25 protein-coding genes are annotated in these 24,033 nt (G+C 61.0%); all 25 read left to right on the forward strand.

Features of this window, described 5'->3' with window-relative positions:
* The first annotated feature begins 14 nt into the window (after positions 1 to 14).
* Positions 15 to 476, forward strand: coding sequence for a flagellar export protein FliJ (gene fliJ / locus GX181_02620; GenBank protein ID NLM70842.1), 462 nt, complete (start codon positions 15 to 17; stop codon positions 474 to 476).
* The gene (locus tag GX181_02625) at positions 473 to 1,090 is read left to right on the forward strand and encodes a lytic transglycosylase domain-containing protein (protein ID NLM70843.1); all 618 of its coding nucleotides are present in this window, start codon (positions 473 to 475) and stop codon (positions 1,088 to 1,090) included. The genes fliJ and GX181_02625 overlap by 4 nt, the downstream gene beginning before the upstream one ends.
* Positions 1,090 to 1,773, forward strand: a complete 684-nt coding sequence (locus GX181_02630; protein NLM70844.1) for an MgtE intracellular region — start codon at positions 1,090 to 1,092, stop codon at positions 1,771 to 1,773. Before GX181_02625 ends, GX181_02630 begins: the two co-directional genes overlap by 1 nt.
* Before the next feature lie 24 nt (positions 1,774 to 1,797).
* Complete coding sequence (locus GX181_02635) at positions 1,798 to 3,750, forward strand: hypothetical protein (protein ID NLM70845.1); 1,953 nt, start codon at positions 1,798 to 1,800, stop codon at positions 3,748 to 3,750.
* Positions 3,751 to 3,765: 15 nt separating this feature from the next.
* Positions 3,766 to 4,182 (forward strand): flagellar hook assembly protein FlgD, encoded by a 417-nt coding sequence (locus GX181_02640; GenBank protein ID NLM70846.1) that lies wholly within the window; start codon positions 3,766 to 3,768, stop codon positions 4,180 to 4,182.
* Between the two features lie 109 nt (positions 4,183 to 4,291).
* Complete coding sequence (locus GX181_02645; GenBank protein NLM70847.1) at positions 4,292 to 5,647, forward strand: flagellar hook protein FlgE; 1,356 nt, start codon at positions 4,292 to 4,294, stop codon at positions 5,645 to 5,647.
* 177 nt (positions 5,648 to 5,824) lie between these two features.
* Positions 5,825 to 8,785, forward strand: coding sequence for a flagellar hook-basal body complex protein (locus tag GX181_02650; GenBank protein NLM70848.1), 2,961 nt, complete (start codon positions 5,825 to 5,827; stop codon positions 8,783 to 8,785).
* A gap of 18 nt (positions 8,786 to 8,803) precedes the next feature.
* Positions 8,804 to 9,037, forward strand: a complete 234-nt coding sequence (locus GX181_02655) for a flagellar FlbD family protein (protein NLM70849.1) — start codon at positions 8,804 to 8,806, stop codon at positions 9,035 to 9,037.
* A 54-nt stretch (positions 9,038 to 9,091) separates the two neighbouring features.
* Entirely contained in the window at positions 9,092 to 9,886 is a 795-nt protein-coding gene (locus tag GX181_02660) for a motility protein A (GenBank protein NLM70850.1), read from the forward strand.
* Between the two features lies 1 nt (position 9,887).
* Complete coding sequence (locus tag GX181_02665; GenBank protein ID NLM70851.1) at positions 9,888 to 10,610, forward strand: flagellar motor protein MotB; 723 nt, start codon at positions 9,888 to 9,890, stop codon at positions 10,608 to 10,610.
* 12 nt (positions 10,611 to 10,622) lie between these two features.
* Complete coding sequence (locus GX181_02670; GenBank protein ID NLM70852.1) at positions 10,623 to 11,066, forward strand: flagellar basal body-associated FliL family protein; 444 nt, start codon at positions 10,623 to 10,625, stop codon at positions 11,064 to 11,066.
* Between the two features lie 43 nt (positions 11,067 to 11,109).
* Positions 11,110 to 12,147: a flagellar motor switch protein FliM gene (gene fliM, locus GX181_02675; protein ID NLM70853.1), complete on the forward strand. Its 1,038-nt coding sequence runs from the start codon at positions 11,110 to 11,112 to the stop codon at positions 12,145 to 12,147.
* A complete protein-coding gene (gene fliY, locus GX181_02680) occupies positions 12,140 to 13,303 on the forward strand; it encodes a flagellar motor switch phosphatase FliY (GenBank protein ID NLM70854.1) in 1,164 nt (387 codons plus the stop codon). The genes fliM and fliY overlap by 8 nt, the downstream gene beginning before the upstream one ends.
* A 48-nt stretch (positions 13,304 to 13,351) precedes the next feature.
* Positions 13,352 to 13,714 carry a response regulator gene (locus tag GX181_02685; protein ID NLM70855.1) on the forward strand — a complete coding sequence of 121 codons (363 nt, stop codon included), beginning with the start codon at positions 13,352 to 13,354 and terminating at the stop codon, positions 13,712 to 13,714.
* A 16-nt stretch (positions 13,715 to 13,730) separates the two neighbouring features.
* The gene (locus tag GX181_02690) at positions 13,731 to 14,084 is read left to right on the forward strand and encodes a hypothetical protein (protein ID NLM70856.1); all 354 of its coding nucleotides are present in this window, start codon (positions 13,731 to 13,733) and stop codon (positions 14,082 to 14,084) included.
* Entirely contained in the window at positions 14,041 to 14,841 is an 801-nt protein-coding gene (fliP, locus tag GX181_02695; protein NLM70857.1) for a flagellar type III secretion system pore protein FliP, read from the forward strand. The genes GX181_02690 and fliP overlap by 44 nt, the downstream gene beginning before the upstream one ends.
* Before the next feature lie 31 nt (positions 14,842 to 14,872).
* Positions 14,873 to 15,127, forward strand: a complete 255-nt coding sequence (fliQ, locus tag GX181_02700) for a flagellar biosynthesis protein FliQ (protein NLM70858.1) — start codon at positions 14,873 to 14,875, stop codon at positions 15,125 to 15,127.
* Positions 15,124 to 15,909: a flagellar biosynthetic protein FliR gene (locus GX181_02705; protein NLM70859.1), complete on the forward strand. Its 786-nt coding sequence runs from the start codon at positions 15,124 to 15,126 to the stop codon at positions 15,907 to 15,909. The genes fliQ and GX181_02705 overlap by 4 nt, the downstream gene beginning before the upstream one ends.
* The gene (flhB, locus tag GX181_02710; protein NLM70860.1) at positions 15,906 to 17,051 is read left to right on the forward strand and encodes a flagellar biosynthesis protein FlhB; all 1,146 of its coding nucleotides are present in this window, start codon (positions 15,906 to 15,908) and stop codon (positions 17,049 to 17,051) included. Before GX181_02705 ends, flhB begins: the two co-directional genes overlap by 4 nt.
* Positions 17,052 to 17,079: 28 nt before the next feature.
* Positions 17,080 to 19,191 (forward strand): flagellar biosynthesis protein FlhA, encoded by a 2,112-nt coding sequence (flhA, locus tag GX181_02715; protein ID NLM70861.1) that lies wholly within the window; start codon positions 17,080 to 17,082, stop codon positions 19,189 to 19,191.
* A 6-nt stretch (positions 19,192 to 19,197) separates the two neighbouring features.
* The gene (flhF, locus tag GX181_02720; GenBank protein ID NLM70862.1) at positions 19,198 to 20,580 is read left to right on the forward strand and encodes a flagellar biosynthesis protein FlhF; all 1,383 of its coding nucleotides are present in this window, start codon (positions 19,198 to 19,200) and stop codon (positions 20,578 to 20,580) included.
* A gap of 1 nt (position 20,581) precedes the next feature.
* On the forward strand, positions 20,582 to 21,481 hold the full coding sequence (locus tag GX181_02725) for a MinD/ParA family protein (GenBank protein NLM70863.1): 900 nt from the start codon (positions 20,582 to 20,584) through the stop codon (positions 21,479 to 21,481).
* Positions 21,482 to 21,484: 3 nt separating this feature from the next.
* Positions 21,485 to 22,156 (forward strand): hypothetical protein, encoded by a 672-nt coding sequence (locus tag GX181_02730; GenBank protein ID NLM70864.1) that lies wholly within the window; start codon positions 21,485 to 21,487, stop codon positions 22,154 to 22,156.
* 18 nt (positions 22,157 to 22,174) lie between these two features.
* Positions 22,175 to 23,263 carry a chemotaxis response regulator protein-glutamate methylesterase gene (locus GX181_02735; GenBank protein NLM70865.1) on the forward strand — a complete coding sequence of 363 codons (1,089 nt, stop codon included), beginning with the start codon at positions 22,175 to 22,177 and terminating at the stop codon, positions 23,261 to 23,263.
* Between the two features lie 50 nt (positions 23,264 to 23,313).
* Positions 23,314 to 24,033 (forward strand): chemotaxis protein CheA (locus GX181_02740; protein ID NLM70866.1); only part of this gene is annotated, 720 nt, incomplete at its 3' end.

Below are 24,033 nucleotides of genomic sequence, written 5' to 3' on the forward strand. Positions count from 1 at the left end.
TACCGGAGGACGTCATGAAAGAAAAAGTGGACAGGTTTCAGCGAATACTGAAGACCAGGGAGAAAAGCCGCGAGGAGGAGCAGCTCCTGCTCGCCGACCAGAGAGGCGAGGAGGAGAGGCTGGTCACTCGTCTCGATGTGCTGCACACCGAAAAGAAAAAGGCCTTCGACGAGTTCCGCACTCAGCAGGGAGAGCTCGTCTCGCCGCGCGAGATGTGGTTTCACCGCAGATCCATAGATGTTGTGGACAAGCGAATCTGCGACGGCAACTCCTCCCTCTGCGACGTCCGTCAGGCCATAGAGGCCACAGAGGTGAGACTTGTGGAGAAGCATCGCGAGGTCAGGATAATGGAGAACTACATAACGTCCATGCTGGACGACTGGCGCACCTCTATACTGAAAAGCGAACAGTCCGAGATGGATGATATAGCAGGAATACGCCACGGCAACGGCACGAGAGGCGGAAGCGGATCATGAGGCTGAATCTGTCGGGCATTGTGCGCGTGCAGAGTCGAATAGAGGAGATCGAGCGCAGGGTGCGGCCAAAGAAGGACGAGCCGAGGCAGGAGGAGAAGGAGCGCTTCGTCGACGTTCTGACGAAGGAGGAGGCCAAGCGACCCTCGCTCCCGGCACCCGCCCCCGCCCCGAAGCTCGACGAAGTCGAGGAGAGGGAGAAGCCGAGGGCTAAGAAGCCGTCCGCCGACTGGGAGGAGAAGCTCCCCGAGCTGGCCGCCAGGTACGGGCTCGACGAGGCGCTTGTAAGGGCAGTGGTGCGGATGGAGTCCGGCGGCAGGATCGACGCCGTGTCGCACAAGGGAGCGATGGGACTGATGCAGCTGATGCCCGGAACGGCGAAAATGCTCGGGGTGGACGATCCTTTCGACCCGGCGCAGAACCTCGAAGGGGGAATTAAATACCTCTCCAGGCTGTCCGATAAATACGAGGGAGACCTCTCCAAAGCGCTGGCCGCGTACAACGCGGGGCCGGGAAGAGTGGACGCCTGCGGTGGCATACCTCCCATAGCCGAGACGCAGAACTACGTGCACGGTGTCCTTGCGATCTACGCCCGTAACTCGAAGGGAGAAAACTGATGCCCGAAGAGCGCGAAGATATCGAGCGCGAGGGGCGTGAAGAGGCGGAGGCCCCCCTCCCTCAGGCCAAGAAAAAGGTCAAGGCCAAGAAGAAAAAGAAGAAGACCGGCAAGCTGGGGATCCTCCTCCTGGCGCTCGCGGTACTGGCTGGAGTCGGCGCGGGCATGCACTTCGCCGGCACCTGGGACGCCAGGCCCTACGTCTACGAGATAGTCCCCAGGATACCCTGGGTCGGCAAGAGGCTGGCCGGGTTCGCCGGGATACCCGAGGAGTACACACTGACAGTGGAGCAGCGTCGAAAGCTCGAGCTGGAGCGTTGGAACCAGCGTTTGGACGAACTGGAGCGCGAATTGATTGAGAAGGAGGCCCTGCTGGAGGGTCTCTCCGACGAGCTTGACGCGAGGGCCGAGGCCCTCGACAGGAGGGAGGCGGAGTTCGCCCAGCGCGATGACGCCCCGCCCGAGAGCACCGAGGACGAGCAGGAGTACCTCGACATGTTGATGAAGACCTACCAGGAGATATCGCCCAGGCGTGCTGCTCTTATCTTGGAGCAGGTGAGCGAGGATCTGGCGGTGAGGATGCTCGCCGCCATGCCCCAGGATGCCAGGGCGTCGATATTGGGCCGCATGGAGGCGGTCCTTGCAGCGAGGCTGACGGAGCGGCTAGCGGCCGGAGCGCCGTGATAACAATACCGGGAGGTGCCACTCATGTATTCAGCCTTCTTTCCCGTCGCGGGCGACCCTCTGTCCGGCCAGGCGCAGGACGCCGGCATAATGCCGCCGTCCAGAACGGCCGGAGACCCGGAGAGGACGGACAGTTTCGCCCGCCTGCTCTTCTCGACCAGGGAGGAGCCCGCGCAGACGCCTGGAGACACGGAACAGACCCCGGAGACACCCGCCGGGAGCATCCTCTTTTTCCCCCTTGCGGAAACCGACCTGTTTCCTGACGAAGAAGACGACCTTGCAGACGACGAACGTGCCCTTGAAATACCCGTGCCTCCTGCGGAGGCCGGGGCGGCGTTTGTCGCGGAGTTCCTTGCCGCGGCGAAGCAGCCGCCTATTACCATGACGACACCTGCCGCCGAAGTGATGGCAGTAGGCCCAGAGGCGGTGGAATCACCGGACTTAGCCGATCCCCGGACGAGCGACGAGAATCGCATGCCGGTGGAGGTTGAACCCGGCGAGCCGCACAGAGATGGTGGCTTCGCTCTTCCCGAGGGCATGCAGCCTGTGCGAGAGGACGATCCGGACGCAAGGGAACTGCTGTCGAGGCCGATTCCCCGCGCGAGGCCCGCAAGCGGCGGCGCACGACAGGAGAGAGCCAGTCCGGTGGAACGGCCGGACGAACGACGGACCTCCCCGACACGCCCCCTTCCATTCATCGAGAGCGCACGGACGGAGCCCGTCAGGACCCTTATGAGCACGGGCCGCGTCCTTGGCGATGCCGGCACATCCGCAGGCCGGGACGAGATCACCGTCGTCCCGACCCTCGAGGAACCCGCCCGGGCCGATGAGACGGCCAGGGCGGCCGGATTCACCCTGTCCATGACCGACAATGTGCGCCCCAGGAGGGGCTTCGCTCTTACCTTCGCACTCGACGGTGGGCAGAAGGCCGGGCCCGTGGAGGCCGAGGCGAACATGCCGGAGCGCCCGGCCCTCTTCGACGACGAATCGGACGATCTCTTCAGGGATGACTCCCCCGAGCGACGCGACCACGCAACCGGCGGACCGGCCGAGCCGTCGGGAGACGAGACCTCGGCGAGGGACAGAGGCGAGAATGTAGCCTCCGGCCTCTCCGCGACGTTCGACCACGAAAGTGGCAGAGGCGCGAGCGCCGCCTCCGGCCTCACCGCGGCCGTCGCGGGAGAGAGGGAGCTGAAGGCCGAGGCAGAGTCCGATCTCTCCACGAACCGCATCCCCGAGGGGCGCGATCGCGAGAGGACCATATTTCCCGAGGAGCGCGACATCTTCGGCGAGAGGGCGCGCGAGACCGCCGCTCCAGCCCTCCCGAGGGCCGCGACTGCTGATACGAGAGAAACTCCATCCGACCCGGTTCGCGCGAGCGCCGATCCGAAGGGCGCGGCCACGCCCGCGAGGAAACCCGCCGACCAGCCATTGAAGAGCGGAGCGAAGGACCAGGAAACCCCGAACCCGACCATGGTCGCACCACGCCCCTGGCACGCCGAGCCCCTCGCCTCGAGGTCGTTCGAGTCGGTCGCCAGGGAGACGGTGCTCCAGGGGCGCGGAGGAGAGGCCCTTGAGGACGGAGTTCAGCACGTGGTGCGCTTCCTCAGGTCCGAGGGACGGCAGGCGGCGAGCATAATCGTCGACCCGCCCGCCCTGGGGAGGATCGAGGTGGAGCTCGTCGCCGTCGCAAAGGGCATCGAGGCCTCGATTAAAGTGAGCAGCGATCAGGTCCGACAACTTGTTCAGGATCATATAACAGTCCTTCGGAACCATCTCGAACAGCAGGGAGTCCACCTGGGCGAGTTCGTCGTAGACCTTCGCGACAGCAGCGAGGGCAGGCAGGATCGCGACGGATCAAGCCACAAGCCGCGCCGCGGGCGGACAACCCCTCTGACGGGAGCCGAGGATACCGAGGACATAACGCCATCCTTCAGGATGGATTTGGAGCACGGGCTGCTTTATCTGCTGGCCTAGGAGGTGTGGAGAAAAATGAGCGTAAACAGCGTAACCAACGGATATTCGACCACCGCGACCAACTCCCCTGCGACCGAGGCGGTTCGCGATGTCAACAACGACCTGGGGAAGGACGCCTTCCTCAAGATACTGATAACACAGCTGAGCAACCAGGATCCCTTGGATCCCTTGAAGGACAAGGACTTCATAGCTCAGATGGCCCAGTTCAGCACGCTGGAGCAGATGACCAACATGAACAAGAGCATCGAGCAGATGGCGGCGCTGAACAAGGCATCCGCGGTCAGCTACATCGGGCGCATCATAGAGTACATGGACGACGACGGTCTGCCCGCCTACTCGCAGGTCGGGTTCGTGCGCTTCGAGAACGGCAAGGTGATACTCAACACCGCCGACGGCGATGTCCCGCTCGAGAAGGTGATATCGGTAGCGTGACAACCGTCGCGCATACCGTGCGAACAACAGGCCCCAAGGACGGAAGGCCCTTATCTGATCGGAGCAACGGAGTGCACCGTCTTTTTCCATACAGCAAGGAGGAGTTACCATGCTTCGATCTTTAATGTCGGGCGTGTCGGGCGCCAGGGGGCATCAGACCTTCCTGGACGTCGTCGCTAACAATATAGCGAACGTCAACACAGTGGGCTTCAAGAAGTCCAACATCACCTTCCAGGACCTGCTCTACCAGACCCACAGGGGCGCCATGCCCCCGGCGGAGGGCAGGGGCGGGGTGAACTCGATCCAGGTCGGCCTCGGGGTCCGCGTCGCGGCCATCGAGACGATCCACACCCAGGGGAACATCAACTTCACCGGAGGCAACACGGACGTAGCCATCCAGGGCGAGGGCTACTTCGTCGTCATGGACGGCAACAGCAGGCTCTTCACCAGGGGGGGCAACTTCACCGTGGACTCGGAGAACAAGATTGTCCAGTCGGGGACCGGGTACAGGGTCCAGGGCTACCAGATGGTGCCGGACCCCAACGACCCGACAAAGTTCAACAGGAGTTCCACCCTTACGGACGTAACCATCCCGATCGGCTCCAAGATGGAGGCGCGCGCCACCCAGACCGTGGGCTTCAGGTGCAACCTCGACAGCAGATCGGCTGTCGTCGAACCCGCAGACTGGGACCCGGCCACGTGGGACCCGTACGCCGACCCGCCCATGGACCCGCCGCCTGCCGCCAGCTCCCACAGGTCGCAGATAGAGATCTACGACTCCTTGGGCAACCCGCACGAACTGATCGTGCAGTGGGTTCACACAGGAGACCCGGCGGACAACGAGTGGAGCTGGGTAGCATATCTGACTGACGGAAACCCGCCGTTTATCGATAGAGGAGTACTTAACTTCGGCCCCGACGGCAAACCCGTGGCGGGAGCAGTCACTCAGCCGCAGGTTACGATCGACTTCACCGCCCTCGGCGCGGCCTCGTCCGACATAGTCCTCGACTTCGCCGGAGAGTCATTCGAGAAACCTCCAATCGAGGGCGTTACTCAGTACGGCTCCCCCTTCACCACCAAGGGCTACTACCAGGACGGCTGCTCGATGGGCGTGATGGACAGCTTCGCCGTCTCGGCCGACGGCACAGTGATGGCCACCTACGACAATGGCCAGAACGTCCCGATGTTCAGGCTGGCGCTGGCCACCTTCGTCAACGCCTCCGGCCTCACCAAGGTGGGTGACACTGTCTTCAGGGAGAGCAGCAACTCCGGCCTCGCCAGAATAGGCGTTCCCATGGAGGACGGAGCGGGCGCGCTTATTGGCGGTGCGCTGGAGATGTCCAACATCGACCTGACGGAGGAGTTCACCAGGCTCATCCTGGCCCAGAGGGGCTTCCAGGCCAACGCCAGGGTGATAAACACCAGCGACCAGGTGCTGGAGGAGCAGATAAACATAAAGAGATAGCCCAGATAAGCGCCAGGGGCGATCGGTGAGATGACACGCCCCGGGCGAGCAAGGACTTAAGAACGGACGAAAAATCGCCGAAACCAACATGTACAAAACGCCCTCCACGGACGGCCGGGCACCCAACTCAAAGCAAGGGATTGCTACATACACTAGAAAAGCAAGGAGGAATGCGCTATGCTGCGATCCCTTATGTCAGGCGTCTCGGGCGTCAGAGGGCACCAGACCTCGCTTGACGTCGTCGGCAACAACATCGCCAACGTCAACACCGCGGGGTATAAAAGATCCACCATCACCTTTCAGGACCTTCTGTATCAGAACACCAGCAACACGATGGCCCCCGGAGATCAGAGGGGCGGAGTCAACGCCAAGCAGATAGGACTGGGGATGCAGGTCTCGGCCATAGAGGTGCTGCACACCCAGGGCACTACGGAGTTCACCGGCAACAGAACCGATTTCGCCATCGAGGGCGACGGCTACTTCGTCATCAAGGACGGCGACGGCAACCTGTTCACAAGAGCGGGCAACTTCGTGCTGGACGCCGAGAGCGACCTCGTCCAGGCAGGCACCGGCTACAGGCTGCAGGGCTACCAGATAGTGCGTGACCCGATCGACCCGCTGCAGTTCAACCAGGGCTCCACCCTGACGGACATCAACATCCCCACCGGGCAGAAGATGGAGGCCAGGGCCACCACGGTGGTCGGCTACCGGTGCAACCTGGACAGCCGCGCCGCCACCTACCTTCCGATGGGCCTCACCTGGAACAACTTCTCCACGGTCGCCACGCTGAACAACCAGAGGTACGACGTCACGATGCAGGAGGGCACGACAGCCGACTCCTTCATGACCCTGACAGTTGGCGGCCAGGACCTGGTGATGAGGCTGACCGGCGTGGACGCCGGCACCGGCAGGCCGATGCTCGTCTGCGACGGCTTCTTCGATGACGGAGCCACCGTCTACTCGGTCGAGTTCGACCCGGCCACCTGCGTCCTCTCGCTCAAGAGCATCGACCCCAGCAACCCGGAGGAATGGTCGCTGAACCTCGAGGACCACATGGACTACCAGCAGTTTACGATAGTGGACGGCACCACTCGCTACTCCTATCTCGCCGAGTTCACCGACATAGCCGCGGACGGGAGCAGGAGCCTGCGCCTTTGGGGGAAGGACGAAAGTGGCGAGATGGCGGTGTTCGAGTACACGGTCAGGATGAACGATGACGGCTCGTTCGACATACCCGACGGAGCGATCGACGGGGTCACTCGGCTCGGCGGCTTCGCCGGCGGCGCCTACGTCACGATAAGCAACGCCACCGGCGGAAGAGGGATCGAGCTGACCAGCAGCGTCGAGATAGTCGACTCTTCTGGAATAACTGGCCTCGTCGGAGTGAGGCCGACCATACTTAGAAATATCGAGATTGACGGCAAGGAATACGATGTAACGATTACGGAGGGAAACCCTGGCAGCGGCTATGTCACGATGCGCTTTGTCGACCGAGGCGATCCGAACAACACGGGGACTTTACAGCTTAACTACAATGGAGCAACTGATGGAGTTATCCATCTGACTGAGAGTGGAACGGTTACTCTTGATGGCAAGGCCTATGAAATCACTCCTAACTCGGCTGTTCTAGATACTGCTACTTCCCAAGGGAGTGTAACCTTAAGGGACGTACTTACGAGTACCGATCTTCCGCCATTGCAATTCCAAATCGGGTTTTGGCATGATCCCCTCGCGGATGCTAACTCTCCACTAGGGAACGGATTTGGAACTAATTTATTCGGGGAGTTTGATTCGCGCGGGGCGGGGGACTACAGGTTTACCGTATTGGGTGGGGCTGCTAATGATCCGAGGTTTGTGGAGATAGAAACCAATAATTTCCGCCAGTACGTTAGAAACGTGCCTGCAGATACGACCGTGACGGTTGGGGGCAATCCATATGATGTGAGCCTTACCCCGGGTTCTACTTCCGATAATGTTATGACACTGACGTTCACTAGAGGCGGTGTGTCGAGTACTGTTGACTTCGGAATGGCCGGCGTGGTCGGGAATCGTGTGGTATTGGAAGCGACTGCGCCTATTACCCTTCCTGGGGCAGGAGGCCCGACCTTTAATCCGACGGTGTCGCCGTCACATATAGTCTACGATCCTGCCACCGGCGTGATTAACTTCGATAATGGAACGGACAGCTTTACCTACGACCTCGGGAACTACGGCAATTTTCATGTTTTTCCCGATAATAGCACCCCTGCAAATCACTATGCAGTGGACTTCGTCGAGGCAGGCAGCGGGGCATTCACGATGAGGGTATGGGATGCCTCGGGTACGGCGACCGGAGCCCCGAACAGCTTCAACATCCCCGTCACCCGGGACGGCAACATGCAGGCCCTGTCGACGATCAACCAGCGCATCGCCAACGTCCACAACACGAAGATCGACGTCTACGACTCGCTCGGGAACAACTACACTCTGGAGGTCTCCTGGGAGAAGCAGGACAATGGAATCTGGCGTTGGCGGGCGTGGATGCCGGACAGCGAGATCTCGCTGAGTAACAACACGGGGCTCATCCGCTTCGGGCCTGACGGCAAGATCGACACCACGGACACGGGCATGTACAACGCCAGGCCGATCATCAACGTCCAGTTCGACGAGGTGGGCGCGATGGAGTCGGAGATCAGGCTAGACTTCTCCGGCGAGAGCTTCCAGAAGGAGCTGCTCGACGGAGTGACCCAGTACGGCTCCGAGTTCACCACCAAGGGCTACTACCAGGACGGCTACACGATGGGAGTGCTGACGGACTTCGCGGTTGCGCAGGACGGCACGGTGAACGGCATCTACAGCAACGGCCAGAACATACCGCTGTACAGGGTGGCCCTGGCGCTGTTCGCCAACCCTGCGGGCCTGGTCAAGATAGGCGACACGGCCTTCAGGGACAGCAACAACTCCGGCGTACCGCAGATCGGATCTCCGCTTGAGGACGGCGCGGGTGCCATCATCGGCTCGTCGCTGGAGATGTCCAACGTCGATCTAACGGAGGAGTTCACCAAACTGATCACCTCCCAGAGGGGCTTCCAGGCCAACGCCAGGATGATCACGACCAGCGACCAGGTGCTGGAAGAGCTGATCAACATCAAGCGCTAGGGCAGGGGTGAATAGGATATGATCTTGGTGAGGCGGATCAACGGCGAGAGGTTCACGATCAACGCCGATCTCATAGAGACGGTGGAGTCGACCCCCGACACGGTGATCCGCCTCGTCAACGGTCATCGCTACGTCGTGGCCGAGCCTATGGACGAAATCGTGGATTTAGTGGTAAAGTACAGGAAGAAGGTTTTTTTCTCCTTCATCTCCGGAGAAGCCCTCGCCGTGAGGGCGGAAGAGGAGGAGGAGTAAAAGAGTCGTTGACTCGCGCCGGACGGCGTCTCACTTTCGAGGGGCGGGATTTGTTTGGATCTTTCCACTGTCGTCGGTCTTTTAATCTGCTATATCCTGGTGTTCGGAGCGCTGGTGGTCGGAGGGCAGCCGATGGCCTTCGTCGATTTTCCGTCGATACTGATCGTCGGGGGAGGCACTATAGGGGCGCTTATCACCTCCTATCCGTTCGACAGGATGAAGGGCCTCCCGAGGGTCATGAAGATGGCGTTCGTCGGCGATCCTCCGGATACGGTGGAGCTGGTCCAGACGATCGTGAGCTTCGCGGAGAAGGCCCGCCGCGAGGGATTGCTGGCGCTTGAGGCGGACGCTTCCGAGCTTGAAAACGAGTTTTTGAAGAAGTCGATCCAGCTGGTTGTCGACGGTACGGACCCGGAGCTGGTGAAGGGGATACTGGACACGGAGATTGGCATCCTCGAGTCGCGCCACTCGGACAACAAGACCCTGCTGGACTCGATGGCGGAGCTTGCGCCGGCGTTCGGGATGCTCGGCACTCTGATAGGGCTGATCCAGATGCTGGGAAACCTCACCGACCCGGACGCGCTCGGGCCGGGCATGGCGGTGGCGCTGGTGACGACCTTCTACGGGTCGTTCGTGGCGAACGCATTCGCCATACCGCTGGCCAAGAAGCTGGCCTCTCGCTCCGCGCAGGAGGTCCTGTCGATGGAGCTGATGGTGGAAGGGGTCCTGTCGATCCAGGCGGGCGAGAACCCTCGAATTGTCGAGGAGAAGCTCAAGGTCTTCCTGTCACCCGCACTGCGGAGGACTCTAGAGGAAAAGGTGAAAGCGGCGAAGGAAGGAGTGGCATAGCATGGCGCGGAAGAAGAAGGAAGAGTCACAGCCCGGCGCCCCTCTGTGGCTGCTCACCTACGGTGACATGGTCACGCTGGTGCTGACCTTCTTCGTGCTTCTGTACTCGATGTCGTCCATAGACGTACAGAAGTTCGAGCTGATGATCCTCTCATTCCAGGGCGCTATGGGATTCCTGCCCGGGGGAAAGACAGTGCAGCAGGATTCGTCAGTGTTCGGAGGGCAGACGTCTCAGAGCGCAGGCGAGTCGCCCAAGACCAGCACGGAGATGCAGCAGGTCGCCAGGAATCTGCGCAACTACCTGCGAGCCGAGGGCCTTGAGAAGGAGATCGAGGTCCGGGTCGACCAGAGGGGGGTCACCGTCTCGCTGTCCGACCAGTTCCTGTTCGACTCCGGGCGCGCAGACCTGAAGCCCGAGGGTATGAGGGTCATGTACAAGATCGCCGAGTTCGTCAAGGACGTGATACCGGCCGTAGCCGTGGAGGGGCACACCGACTCGGTACCTCTCCTGGGCGGAATATACCGCGACAACTGGGGGCTGTCGGCCGCGCGCGCTGCCGCGGTGGTCTCCTATCTAGATAGTCGAGCAGGGTTCGATCCGCAGAAGCTTCAGGCTGTGGGCTACGGCCCAAGCAGGCCCCTGGTCCCGAATGACACGCCGGAGCACCAGGCCCTTAACCGCAGAGTGGACATAGTGTTTCTGTCGAAGTATCCGAAACAGTAGGGGGAGAAGAAGATGAAGCGGATGATGATCCTGTCTCTTGTAGGGGTATTGCTGTTTTCCTTGGGTTTCGGCGGCGGCATGATGGCCGGAAGGCTCTGGCTGACGCCCGAGGGCTCGACTCCGTCCAACGTGGAGGAGCCAGGCCCGGTCTTCTTCGTTGGCGACTTCATCGCGAACCTGACGGGGACGGGAAATCACGTGGCCAACTTCAAACTGTCGCTTGAGACCAGCGGGCCCAAGGCGTTCGAGATGGTGGCGTCGGCGAGCTGGGTGGCGCGCATTCGCAACGAGGTCGTCCTGCTGGTGAAGGACAGGGTCTTCGACGAGCTGACGACCGCCGAGGGGATCATGAAACTGGCCGAGGATATCAAGAGAACCGCGAACTCCATGATGCCGACGATAAAAGGCAAGGCGCCCGTGGTGCGGGTCCTGTTCGAGGGTTTCATCCTGCAGTAGCGCGAACCTCGGCATATAAGCGTAGGGAGAGGGGGGAGAGACCGTGACTCCAACAGTTATGTCGCAGAGCGAGATAGACTCTCTGCTGGCGGCGATGTCCACTGGAGAGGTGGATGTCGACTCGATCGCCAAGGAATCCGATGAGAAGAACATAAAAAGCTATGACTTCCGCAGGCCGGACAAGTTCAGCAAGGACCAGCTGAGGGCGATCCAGATGATCCACGAGTCCTTCGCCAGGCAGATGACCACGGCGATGTCGACGATGGTGCGCTCGATGGTCTCGGCCGAGATAGCGACCGTCGACCAGCTCGCCTACGACGAGTTCCTGCGGTCTCTCATGCAGCCCACGGTGATCGGCATACTGGAGATGTACCCGTTCAGCGGAAACGCTCTCATCGAGATAAAGCCCAACCTTGTCTTCGCCATCATCGACAGGATGCTCGGCGGACGGGGCGAGTTCACCGGCAAGGTGAGGGAGCTGACCGATATAGAGAGGACCGTGGTGGAGCGGATGATCATGAGGATGCTCGAGCTTCTCGAAGAGGCTTGGAGCACCGTCGTGGACGTGCGCTTCAGGTACGAGAACCTGGAGAGCAACCCGTTCTTCGTACAGATATGCCCGGGAACGGACATGGTGCTGCTGGTGATCCTGAAGCTGAAGGTCGGCGACGTCGAGGGTATGGTGAGCATCTGCATCCCCTACTTCCTGATGGAGCCGATAATGGACAAGCTAAGCTCGCAGCAGTGGTTCGCCTCGACGGGACGCAAGATGGACGAGAGCACGGGCGAGTACATAAGGAAACATCTTGACAAGGTGCGTGTGCCGCTTGCGCTCGAGCTGGGGCACACGATTCTGAGCGTCGCCGACGTGATACAGCTCTCCGTGGGCGATGTGATAAAACTGGACGAGGGGTTGGACGACCCCCTGGAAGTCCGGGTCGGCAACATGGTGAAGTTCAAGGCCGTGCCGGGTACGGCGAACGGCAACTTTGCGGCGGAGATAACCGAGATAGTACGTGCCGAGGACGAGGCCGAACCGGAGGAGATCCCCCGCGAGGAAGGAGGCGCAGGCGATGATTGACGAGCTTCTTAGCCAGAGCGAGATAAACGCCCTTCTGTCGGGCGGCGGTTTGTCGGAAGATGGAGGGGCGGCCGCCGACGGCGACTCCGGAGGGCTCTCCCCCGAGCAGAGGAGCGTCCTCGACGATATAGCGAACATATTCTCCTCCTCGGTCGCCAGCGTCTTCGGGATGCTGGCCGGCAAGGAGGTAACGGCGGACATCAAGCAGTCAGAGGCCCTCTCCCAGGAGGAGTTTGTGGCGGCCTCCGAGGAGACGCCCTTCGCATTCCGCGTCCAGGCGGGCGGCCTTGATGATGCACCGATCACGGTGCTCTCGACGCAGAAGTGCGCCCTCACCCTGGCCGATTTGATGATGGGCGGCGAGGGGACCGAGCTTCCGGACGAAGCGGGGGAGCTCTACCTCAACGCAGCGCAGGAGGGCTTGAGCCAGGTCGTCGGAGCGGCCTTCACGAGCATGAGCAGCCTTCTGGCGGGCAAGAGGCTGATGCCGGAGAATGTCTCTTCCACCCTGGAGGAGGGAGATGACTGGCTTCCGTTCCCGTCGAACGACGCGGCGGACATGATATGGCGGGTGGCGGTGACCCTTGAGATCGAGGGCCTGGGTGGCTTCCCGCTCGATATTCTTTTTCCGCTGGATACGGCGAAGAGCGTGGCGGACGAGGTACACGCCGCAGTGGCCGAAAAGCCCGCGGCAGAGCCGCATGCGCCGCAGGCGGCACCCCCGCGGCCGGCCACCGCTCAGCCACAGGCGGCACCGCCGCCCCAGCAGGTACAGTTCGACCCGGGAATGGCAGGCACCGCTCCGTCTTTCGGAAATGTGTACGACCAGTCCTCGGTAGACGTGAGGCCCGCTGAGTTCGTGCCCTTGATGCAAAGGGGCGTCATCGGACTCGGAGGAAGGATCGAACTGGTAGCCGATATCCCCGTAAGGGTTACTGTAGAGTTGGGAAGAACAAGGAAAAATATCGCGGATATATTGAGCATGACTCCCGGTTCCGTGATAGAATTGGACAAGATGGCGGGCGAGCCGGTCGATGTTCTTGTCAACAGCAAGCTGATAGCCAAAGGCGAAGTGGTGGTTATCGACGAGAATTTCGGCGTCCGTATCACGGAGATTGTGACATCCGCCGGTCGAGTCCATTCACCGCAGCAGTGAATTGGCCAACGGACTTTACAGTTATAACCGAGAGAGGGATGTGGAAGTATGGGCAAAACAGTTTTGATAGTTGATGATGCCGCTTTCATGAGGATGATGCTTAAGGACATTCTGTCGAAAAACGACTTCGAGGTGGTGGGCGAGGCGGAGAACGGAAAGGTCGCCGTGGCCGCCTACCAGAAGTTGCAGCCCGATATCGTGACGATGGATATCACCATGCCCGAGATGAACGGCATCGATGCGGTAAAGGAGATAAAGGCCCTGGACGCGGGGGCGAAGGTGGTCATGGTAAGCGCCATGGGTCAGCAGCCGATGGTCATCGAGGCCATACAGGCCGGGGCCGTGGACTTCATCGTCAAGCCGTTCCAGCCCGACAGGGTCGTCGAGGCTCTGAACAAGGCGCTCGGTTAGGAGCGCGGGATATTTCATGGTCTTTCGGGGCGCTGCGGGGCTGCTTCTGGCGCTTCCCGCCGCGGCCTCCGCTTCATCTGCGGACACACCCTCTCTGACGAGTTATCTACTGAAAGTAGGCCTCAGCCTGGCTCTTCTAGCAGCCGCCGGGTACGCTCTTGTCCGTCTTTCGGGGAAGCGAGTACCTCTTCAGGCGAAAGGCGTGCTTGTGTTGTTGGCATCCTTGTCGCTCGGCAGGGATGTTATTTTTATCGTCAGGTGCGGCCCCGATGTGATCGCCATACTCTCCGGCAAGAGCGGCGGTCGCGCGATAGGCAGGTGGCGATATGATGAGTGGATTGCCGGTGTTGAAGAGGTTGACGGCGATTAGGCGACCTTCGCTTGTGCTGGTGTCCGCGGCCGTCCTCATGGGGTCGGTGGCGGCGTTCGCCGAGGAGGGGGCGGGATTCATCCCGATACCGCTGCTGCAATTCGGGCTCGGCGTGGCCGAATCGCCGCGCGACGTGGCGACCACGCTGCAGATACTCGCGCTGCTGACGGTGCTCAGCGTGGCGCCGGGCATCCTGCTGATGATGACCTGTTTCACGCGTCTCCTGATAGTCCTCGGCTTCGTCCAGAGGGCGATCGGTCTGCAGCAGACCCCTCCGGCCCAGGTCATATCCAGTTTGGCTCTCTTTTTGACGCTGTTCATCATGGCCCCTACCTGGGGCAAGGTCTACGACGAGGCCCTGTCGCCCTACCTGGCCGGCTCCATCAGCTCCGCCCAAGCGTGGGAGGGGACTATAAAGCCCGTGAGGGACTTCATGTTCAAGTTCACCCGCCAGGAGGAGCTCTCCCTGATGATCACGATGTCGAAGATGGAGCAGCCGCATAATACGGATGACGTGCCCACGAGGATCCTGATTCCCGCTTTCGTGCTCAGCGAGCTGAAGACCGCCTTCCAGATGGGGGTGGTCATCTTCATACCCTTCATCATCGTCGATATGATCGTGGCCAGCGTGCTGCTTGCGATGGGCATGATGATGCTGCCGCCCATGATGATATCGTTGCCATTCAAGATCCTTCTCTTCGTCATGGCGGACGGGTGGAACCTGGTGGTGACCAGCCTGCTGAGGAGCTTCTCATAGAGAGGAGGCGTTTTGCTTGTTCCCGGTCAACATGAACGATGTGCTGAGCTCGGCGATATGGCTCGCATTGACATCCGCGCTGCCCATCCTCCTGGTTGCGATGCTGGTGGGTTTGACCATCGGCATTCTGCAGACCGCCACGTCCATACAGGAGCAGACCCTGATATTCATCCCCAAGATAGTCGCGGTCCTGACCGCCCTGTTTGCCTTTGGACCCTGGATGTTTCAGCGGGTGGGGGACTTCGCTTCTCTCCTGTTCGGTCAGCTCGACCGATTCATAAAATGACAGCCGATCAGACGGCATTCGTCTCCCTGCTCGTCTTCTATCTGCTGACGGGCATTCGTTTCACCGGCATGATGTTCACCGCGCCGATCTTCTTCGCCTCGGCCTCGCCAATCCAGCTCCGCTTCTGGACCGCGTTCATCCTCACTCTCATAGCCGCCGGCGCGATGCGCGCCGACGTGCCGCTGGTCCTGTTCGAGGACTGGACGTCGATAGTCGTCCTCGCGATAAGGGAGCTCCTCATCGGCGCTCTCACAGGCTTCCTGGCGGCGCTGCCTCTGTACGTGCTCCAGATATCAGGAGAGCTGATAGGCATCAGCATGGGGCTTTCGATGCTGAGCGTCATGGACCCTCTCAGCCAGGTACAGGTCTCGATAATCGGGCAGCTGCAGTTCCTCGTCGGGATGTGGTTCTACTTCAAGTGGAACGGACATCTGCTGATGACTCAGGCCATCGTGGAGAGCCTGACACTGGTCCCTCCGGGGAAGCTCGCGCTGGCCGCCGCCTGGGACATGGGGCTGGGCGCTTGGCTGGAGCAGGCCTTCGTGCTCAGCCTTCGGTTCGTGCTGCCCTTCTACGGGGCGATACTCCTGGCGGATACTGGCCTGGGCTTCCTGGCCAGGACCGTCCCCCAGATGAACATCTTCGTCCTCGGGCTTCCCCTCAAGATCACCCTCGGCTTCTTCGTGCTGATGGTGGTGCTCCCCGAAACGGTAGACCTGATGACCGACAACATCGAGCGTTTCATCGAGTTCGCGCTAATGGGGATCACCGCGTGGCGATGAGGTTCGACCTCCAGTTTTTCGCACAGGAGCGCACCGAGCCTGCCACTCCCAGGAAACGAAGGAAGGAGCGGGAGCAGGGTCGGGTCGCCAAGAGTCAGGACCTCGGCGCAGCCGTCGTCATACTTACAGGGCTCTTCTCCCTCCTTGTCTTCGGCCGCTTCATGCACAGTTACATGAGATCGCTGCTGATCGACCTGGTGGCCTTCATGGGAGGGGAGACGATCCGCGAGGCGGGCTGGCTCCGCGTGCTCTCCCGCGAGGTTCTGCCGGCTATTCTGCTGCCGTGGCTTCCCCTCGGGTTGACGACGGCCATAGGAGCACTCCTGGTTACCACGGCCCAGGTCGGAATAGAGATCACCCCCAAGCCCCTTATACCCAACATGGGTCGCTTCAACCCGGTATCCGGTCTGAAAAAAGTATTGTCCCTCCGCTCCGTGATGGAGCTGCTCAAGGGGCTCCTGAAGGCGAGCTTGTTCGCTCTTGTGATCTACTTCGCCATGAAAAAGGACATGCCGGAGCTAGTGGCTGCCATCCGTATGCCGTTGCCGGACGGCGTCGCCCTCCTATTCTCGAAGCTTCTGGGGCTCTGCTTCCGCCTCGCGTTTCTTCTGCTTGTGATAGCTCTCTTCGACTACGCCTACCAGAAGTGGGAGTTCGAGAAGTCGATCAAGATGAGCAAGCAGGAGCTGAAAGAGGAGTACAAGCAGATGGAGGGAGACCCCCAGATAAAGAGCAAGATCCGCCAGAAGCAGAGGGAGCTGGCGCGGAGCAGGATGATGTCCTCCGTGCCGAAGGCGGACGTGGTTATAACCAACCCCACCCGACTGGCGGTGGCCCTGGAGTACGACCGGGAGATCATGGAGGCGCCGGTGATCGTGGCCAAGGGCAGCGGTTTCGTAGCCGACAAGATTCGCGCCCTTGCGGAGGAGCACGGAGTCCCCATAGTGGAGAACAGGCCGCTCGCCTGGTCTCTGTTCGAGTCGCTCGAGGTCGGCGACGAGATCCCGGAGCATCTGTACAGGGCGGTTGCCGAGGTGCTGGCCTTCATCTACAAGCTGAAGGGCGGGGGGAGAAAAAAGCCGGCCGTTCCGGTGTCCGGAACGCGGGCCGACGGCGCCCCCGAATCGGGGCTTTTCATGTAGAATAGGACGGTAGGCAGGCAAGGGAAGGATGGGAAAAGTGCAGGAATCCACCGCAGGAATGTCTCCTTTTAAGAAAATGCTCCACTATTCGGACATAGGGATGGCCTCGCTGGTCATTCTCATCGTCGTGATGATGGTCATTCCCCTGCCGACGTGGCTGCTGGACATCCTTCTGTCCGCGAACATCACCATCGGCGTAGTTGTGCTGCTGGCGACCTTCTACGCGCAACGGGCGCTCGACCTTGCGGCCTTTCCAACCCTTCTGCTGATTGTCACCCTCTACCGGCTGGCTCTGAACGTGTCCACCACAAGGCTGATCCTGCTACAGGCGGACGCGGGCGAGGTGGTCAGCGCGTTCGGCAACTTCGTCGTCGGTGGTAACTATGTTGTGGGCGCGGTGGTCTTCCTGATACTCGTCATCATCCAGTTCGTGGTGATAACCAAGGGCGCGGAGCGAGTGGCGGAGGTCGCGGCGCGCTTCACGCTGGACGCGATGCCCGGAAAGCAGATGGCGATCGACGCGGACCTGAACGCCGGTCTGATAGACGAGGCGGGGGCTAAGGAGCGTCGCCTAGACATCCAGAGGGAGGCGGACTTCTACGGAGCGATGGACGGCGCCTCCAAGTTCGTCAAGGGCGACGCGATCGCGGGCCTCATCATCACCGTGATAAACATCGTCGGGGGACTCGCCATCGGCGTGCTTCAGAGGGGGATGCCTCTTGAGACGGCTCTGACGACGTACAGCCTTCTGACGGTCGGGGATGGATTGGTGTCGCAGGTGCCGGCGCTGCTTTTCTCTACCGCGACGGGAGTCATCGTGACTCGCGCGGCGGGGCAGGCGGACCTCGGCAAGGAGATCTTCTCATCCCTGACGGCCTATCCCAGGCCCCTTTTCATCGGATCCGCTCTGCTCTTTGCCCTGGCGGCGGTGCCCGGTCTGCCGAAGATTCCCTTCCTGGTCCTAGGGGCGTTCCTGTGCCTGATGGGGTACTGGGTCTACCGAGAGGGGAAGATACAGGAGGAGGAGGGGGCGAGAAGGGATCCGGGAAGGGGCGCTCCCGGCGTTCCGGTCGGGGAGCCGGAGAGGCCCGCTCCTGCATCGCCCGAGGACGTGATGCGCCTGCTGACGGTCGATCCGATGGAGGCGGAGATCGGATACGCGCTGATTCCGCTGGTCGACCCGGCCCAGGGAGGGGACATGCTCGACAGGATCGGGACCATCAGAAAACAGATGGCTATGGATCTCGGCATCGTGGTGCCCCCGATTCGCATCCGCGACAACATCCAGATCAAGCCGACTGAGTACATTCTCCGCGTGAGGGGCGCGGAGACGGGGCGGGGGGAGCTGCTTCCCGACCACTACCTGGCGATGAACACGGGAGGGGCGGAGGAGGAGCTGGTCGGCATTCCGACCGTCGAGCCCGCATTCGGGCTTCCGGCCGTCTGGATTCCGCCCGAGATGCGAGACAAGGCGGAGTCGCTCGGCTACACCGTCGTGGATGCTCCGTCGGTGCTGGCCACTCACCTGTCGGAGACGATAAAGAGATATGGCGCGGATCTGCTCACCCGCCAGGAAATCCAAAAACTGGCCGATATGGTGAAGGAGGCCGCGCCGGCGGTCGTCGACGAGATGATGGCCTCTCTGTCCCTAGGGGAGATCCAGAAGGTGCTCCAGAACCTGGTAAGGGAGCAGATACCCGTGCGCGACCTTGTGACCATCTTCGAGGCGCTGGCGGACTACGGGAAGATCTCCCGCAGCGTGGACTTCCTCACGGAGAGAGTGCGCGAGTCGCTTGCGCGGCTGATCACGCTGAAGATCCAGGACGAGGACGGTGTCGTCACCGTGGCGACCCTGTCCCCGAACTGGGAGGCCAAGGTGATGGAGGCGGTTGAGGGGGATCTTATGCGGGGCTGGCAGTTCAACATGGATCCGCGAGAGGTGCAGAGCATGCTCGCCTCGGTCTCCAAGGCGGTGGAGGAGATGTCGATGCAGGGCCACACGCCGGTGCTTCTGGTGCACCCGGATGTGCGCCTTATAGTTCGCCGTCTTATGGAAGGGTCGTTGCCAACATTGTTCGTTATATCCTATAATGAAATATCACAGGGCGTGCAGCTAAAATCGATTGGGATGGTGGAGTAAATGCCGGTGCGAGTTCGATCCCAGATAACCTTCGAGGCAAACGATGAGGCGGAGGCCTTCAGGACCGCCAGGGACCGTCTTGGCTCGGAGGCGGCGATCCTGTCCCAGCGGCCGGTCAAAAAGGGCGGCTTCCTGGGCTTCTTCCGCAGGACGGTGCTTCATGTCACGGCCGGGATTCTCGAGACGGACGACAGGCGCGAGGAGACGGACGGGGAGAAGAAGGAGCGACTCGCGGCTTTTCAGAAGCTGCTGGAGTTCAAACAGGCTATGGCCGCGTCCGAGTCGAAGACCTCCGCGGGTGACGAGCTGCTGTCTAAGCGCGACGCGCCGGCCTCGGCGGGGGTCTATTCCCCTGTGGCGAGGCGGCATTCGGAGCCTGTTCAAAAGGCGATCGTCGGAGATGCAGATGACAGGGCCGAGCTCTCGTCCGCCGGTCGGGATCTTGCCATGGACAAAAATTCCGCGGCCGAGCAGGAGTACAGGACAAGGCTGGAGCGCGAGGTCAGCGAGCTATCCGAACGGCTTGACAGGGTGCTTAAAAGGCTGGAGATAGATGAGAAGCCCCCCTCCGGCCTGCCCGTGGCGCCGCGCACTGCCGCTGCAAGCGGCCCCGGACATCTCGGCGTGGAGGAGGCAGCAGCTCGGATGAGGGCGCACGAGGTGAGCGAGGTCCATACTCGGAGCCTGGCCCAGGAGTACCAGATCCAGAGTCCGGGCGTTCCCTTCAAGAAGTGGCTGTCGGACAGGATTCCTGTCGCGTCCGATGACAACTGGGAGGCCCTTGGAGGCGGCAGGGTCATGCTTATCGGCCCGACAGGCGTCGGAAAGACCACCACCATAGCCAAGCTCGCCGCGATCCACTCGCTTTTTGAAAAGAGAAACGTGGTCTTCCTGACTGCGGACACCTATAGGATCGCCGCCCCGGAGCAGCTTCGAACGTACGCCAAGATCCTGTGCGTGCCGATGGAAGTGATCTACGATGCGGTCGAGGTCCCGGGCATCCTGGAGCGATACGAGGACGCGGATCTGCTCCTCCTCGACACGGCGGGTCGCTCTCACAAGGACGGGCGCAGGATGGACGAGCTGAAGGTCCTGTACGAGCATTTCCGGCCGGATGCGGTTCATCTCGTGCTCTCCGCCAACATGAAGTATCGCGATATGCTCGACGTCATCCAGAGGATGGGCGTCGTTCCGATCGAGCACGTGCTGTTCACGAAGCTCGACGAGACGTCCACGTTCGGGGCGCTTCTGAACATCATGATGGACTTCGACAGGACGGCCTCCTTCTTCACCACAGGACAGAACGTGCCGAACGACATCGAGATCGCAAGCGGCGCGAAACTCGTCGAACTTCTTCTTGAGAAAAAGGGAGAAGCGGGTCGTGCATGAGATGACGACGGTGCCCCTTGACCAGGCCGGCGAGCTCAGAAGGATAACCGAAGAACGGCGCAGAGGGCTTAAGGGGCTTGCCGGGCTCAGGTCGATATCGGTGCTCAGCGGCAAGGGAGGCGTCGGGAAGAGCAATCTCGCGGTCAACCTGGCCGCGGCTTTCGCCCGCAGTGGCAGAAAGGTCGTCCTGCTGGACGCGGACCTGGGCATGGCGAACGTGGATCTTCTGTGCGGTGTCTCGTCGAGTTACAACCTTGCGCATCTTGTGAGGGGCCAGAGGAGCGTGGAGGAGGTGCTGCTGCCCCTCGAGAACGGGGTTTTGCTTCTTCCCGGAGGGGCGGGCGTGCAGGAGCTCGCGGAGCTGGACGAAGTTGAACAGTCTCTGCTCATCGACAAGCTCGCGGACTTGGAGAAGTACGCCGATGTACTGCTTATCGACGCAGGTGCGGGAATTCACAGGAACACCCTGTCCTTCGGGAGGGCGTCGGATGTGGCGCTGTTGGTCACGACCCCGGAGCCGACCTCCATCAGGGATGTCTACGGAGTGTTGAAGACTCTGTCCATCAGCGCGGGCGGGAAGCTGGAGGTGACCCTGGTGGTCAACATGGCCTCCTCCCACTCGGAGGGAAGGGAGATCGCGGAGCGAATCCAGATGGCGGCCAACCAGTTCCTGAGCCTGCCGGTGGCGTTCGGCGGCGTGGTAGTCACGGATGAAAAAGTCCGCAAGGCCGTCCGTATGCGGGTCCCTTTTTCCCAGGCCTTCCCGGACTGCCAGGCCAGCAGGGACGTCGCAGCCATAGCCGCGCGCATGATGATGGACGAAGAGGAGGCGCCTCGGGAGGGGAGAGGGGCGAAAGCATTCTTTCTGAGGTTGGCGAGAAGCCTCGGGTTGGGGGGGTAGCGAGTGGAATCGGAAGCGTTTCTCTCGATGCTCTCCGGAGTTATCGGCAGTAAAGTGTCAATAGTGATCGATGCGGGTCTTTACAAGGGCGTGTATAATTCCAGGTTGGAGGATGTGAGTTCCGAGGCCATCGGGCTGGCGCACCCGATGCTTCGCGGTGCGCTGCTTCCCGTGCACAGGAGCGTGCACATCAAGATGAGCGTCGAGACCGGAGGAGCGCTCTTCGTGACCGAAGCGTCGATAGTCAGGGGCCAGACACAGGACACTGTGCCTATCCTGTGGGTCGCCCCCGTGGGAGAGGCCTCCAGGGTGCAGCGCAGGCAGTTTGTACGAGTTCCTTGCCTCTTGAGGACGGGGTTTTTTCGCTTGGACGGCGAGAACTACAGGCCGGAGATGCAGGAATGGTCCTTCTCCGTCGCGAAGGACATCAGCCTCGGCGGAATAGGGCTGTCCATCCCGCAGGACAAGGAGTATCTGTACGTGCAGGGGGGAAGATATCTCCTCGAGATCACGTTCCCGGACAGTCTCTTCTACCTGGTCGGAAACCTGGTGAAAAAGCTGCCGAGGGATGGTTTTCAAGAGATAGGATTGGCTTTCGAAGGATTGCCGGGCCTTATTGAAAAGACGATGAGGGCCTTTATCCGCCAACAGGAACTGGCGGAACGTCAACTTTAGAGAGCGATGTGAACAGACATGGCGAAACCAAAGATCAGAGTGCTTGTCGTCGACGATTCATCCTTTATGAGAAAGGTCATAAGCGATATACTGAGAAACGCCCCCGGCATCGAGGTCGCAGGCACGGCCCGGGACGGTGAGGACGCGCTTAGAAAGATAGAGGAGCTCTCTCCCGATGTGATCACCCTCGACGTCGAGATGCCCAAGAAGGACGGCATCGCTACCCTCGAGGAGATAATGTCGAACCGCCCGATTCCCGTGATAATGGTCAGCAGCCTGACCCAGGAGGGCGCGCAGGTCACGCTGAAGGCGCTGTCCATGGGGGCGATAGATTTTGTGGCCAAGCCGTCGGGGCACATCTCCCTCAACATGAAGGATGTGGCCGAGGACCTCGTCGCGAAGGTGCTGGCGGCTAGCACGGCACGCCTTCCGCCTCCCCGGAGAGCCGGAAAAGCCGCCGGACGGCGTCCGTACGAGGAGCCAGTCAGGCACCCTGTAAGGTCGTTCTCCTCTCGGTTCATCAAGGGGCGTCCGGAGATGGTCGCCATAGCCACCTCCACCGGCGGGCCAAGGGCGTTGCAGCAGGTCTTCTCTCGGCTTCCGGGAGACTTCCCCGTCCCGATTGTGATCGTGCAGCATATGCCGAAGGATTTCACCCTCTCCTTTGCAAAGAGGCTGGACTCCCTCTCGGAGCTGGACGTCGTGGAAGGGGCCGAGGGGATGGAGTTGCGTCCGGGACTGGCCGTTGTGGCGCCTGGAGGTTATCATATGATAGTACGGAGGAAGACTCAGGGCAGATTCTCGTGCGCGATCTCCGACGCGCCGCCGGTCCTGTCCGTGAAGCCCTCCGCGAATGTCCTCTTCAACAGCGTCGCCAACGAGGTAGGCGGCGGCACTGTAGGGGTTATCCTGACCGGTATGGGACGGGACGGCGCGGAAGGCGCGTCGGCTCTGAAGAACAAGGGCGCCAGGATAATCGCCGAGTCCCAGGAGACTTGCGTGGTCTATGGAATGCCGAAGGCGGCGGTGGAGATCGGCGTTGTCGACGAGCTGTTGCCGCTGTATTCGATTCCCGAGGCCATAATAAGAAGTGTAAGAGAAAGATAGATAACTAGACTTTACAAGGCTGGAGATGATCTGCCATGACGAATATGGATATGAGCCAATATCTGGGCGCCTTTCTCGATGAGGCAGGGGACAACCTCAAGCACCTCGACGATTTGGTGCTGTTGATCGAGAGGGACCCCGGAGATTCGGAGGCGATAGCCGAGATCTTCAGGTCTGCGCACACCCTCAAGGGTATGTCGGCCACGATGGGCTTCGACAGGATGGCCTCATTGACCCACGCCATGGAGGATATGCTGGAAAAGATCCGCCAGGGGGACAACGAGCTGACCCCCGGGACCATAGACCTGCTCTTTCGCTCGCTGGACACGCTGCAGGCGATGGTGGACGCCATCCGGAGCGAGGGGAACGACTCCTCGGTGGAGACGGACGACCTGGTGGCGACCATACGCACCGCCTCCATCTCTTTCGAGCCGGAAGAGGAGCCGGAGAAGGAGCTGGACTCCAGCCTCTCGGATCAGGAGAAAGAGTGGGTGGACGAGGCGGCTGCCAAGGGGCTCTCCGTCTTCGAGATCTTCGTCACTCTCTCTTCCGGGTGTCTGCTGAGGGCCGCCAGGGCGTACATGGTTGTCAACAGGCTTGACGAGACCGGCGACATAATAAAGACGGTCCCCCCGGTGGAAGCCCTGGAGAGAGAGGAGTTCGACTTCAGCTTCTTCGTCTACGTGTCGACCCACTATAAGGCGGAGGAGCTGGAGGATCTGGTCAATAGGGTCAGCGAGGTCGAATCCGTCACCGTAAGGGAACTCTCC

Source organism: Synergistaceae bacterium, assembly GCA_012521675.1.
Lineage (GTDB): Bacteria > Synergistota > Synergistia > Synergistales > Aminobacteriaceae > JAAYLU01.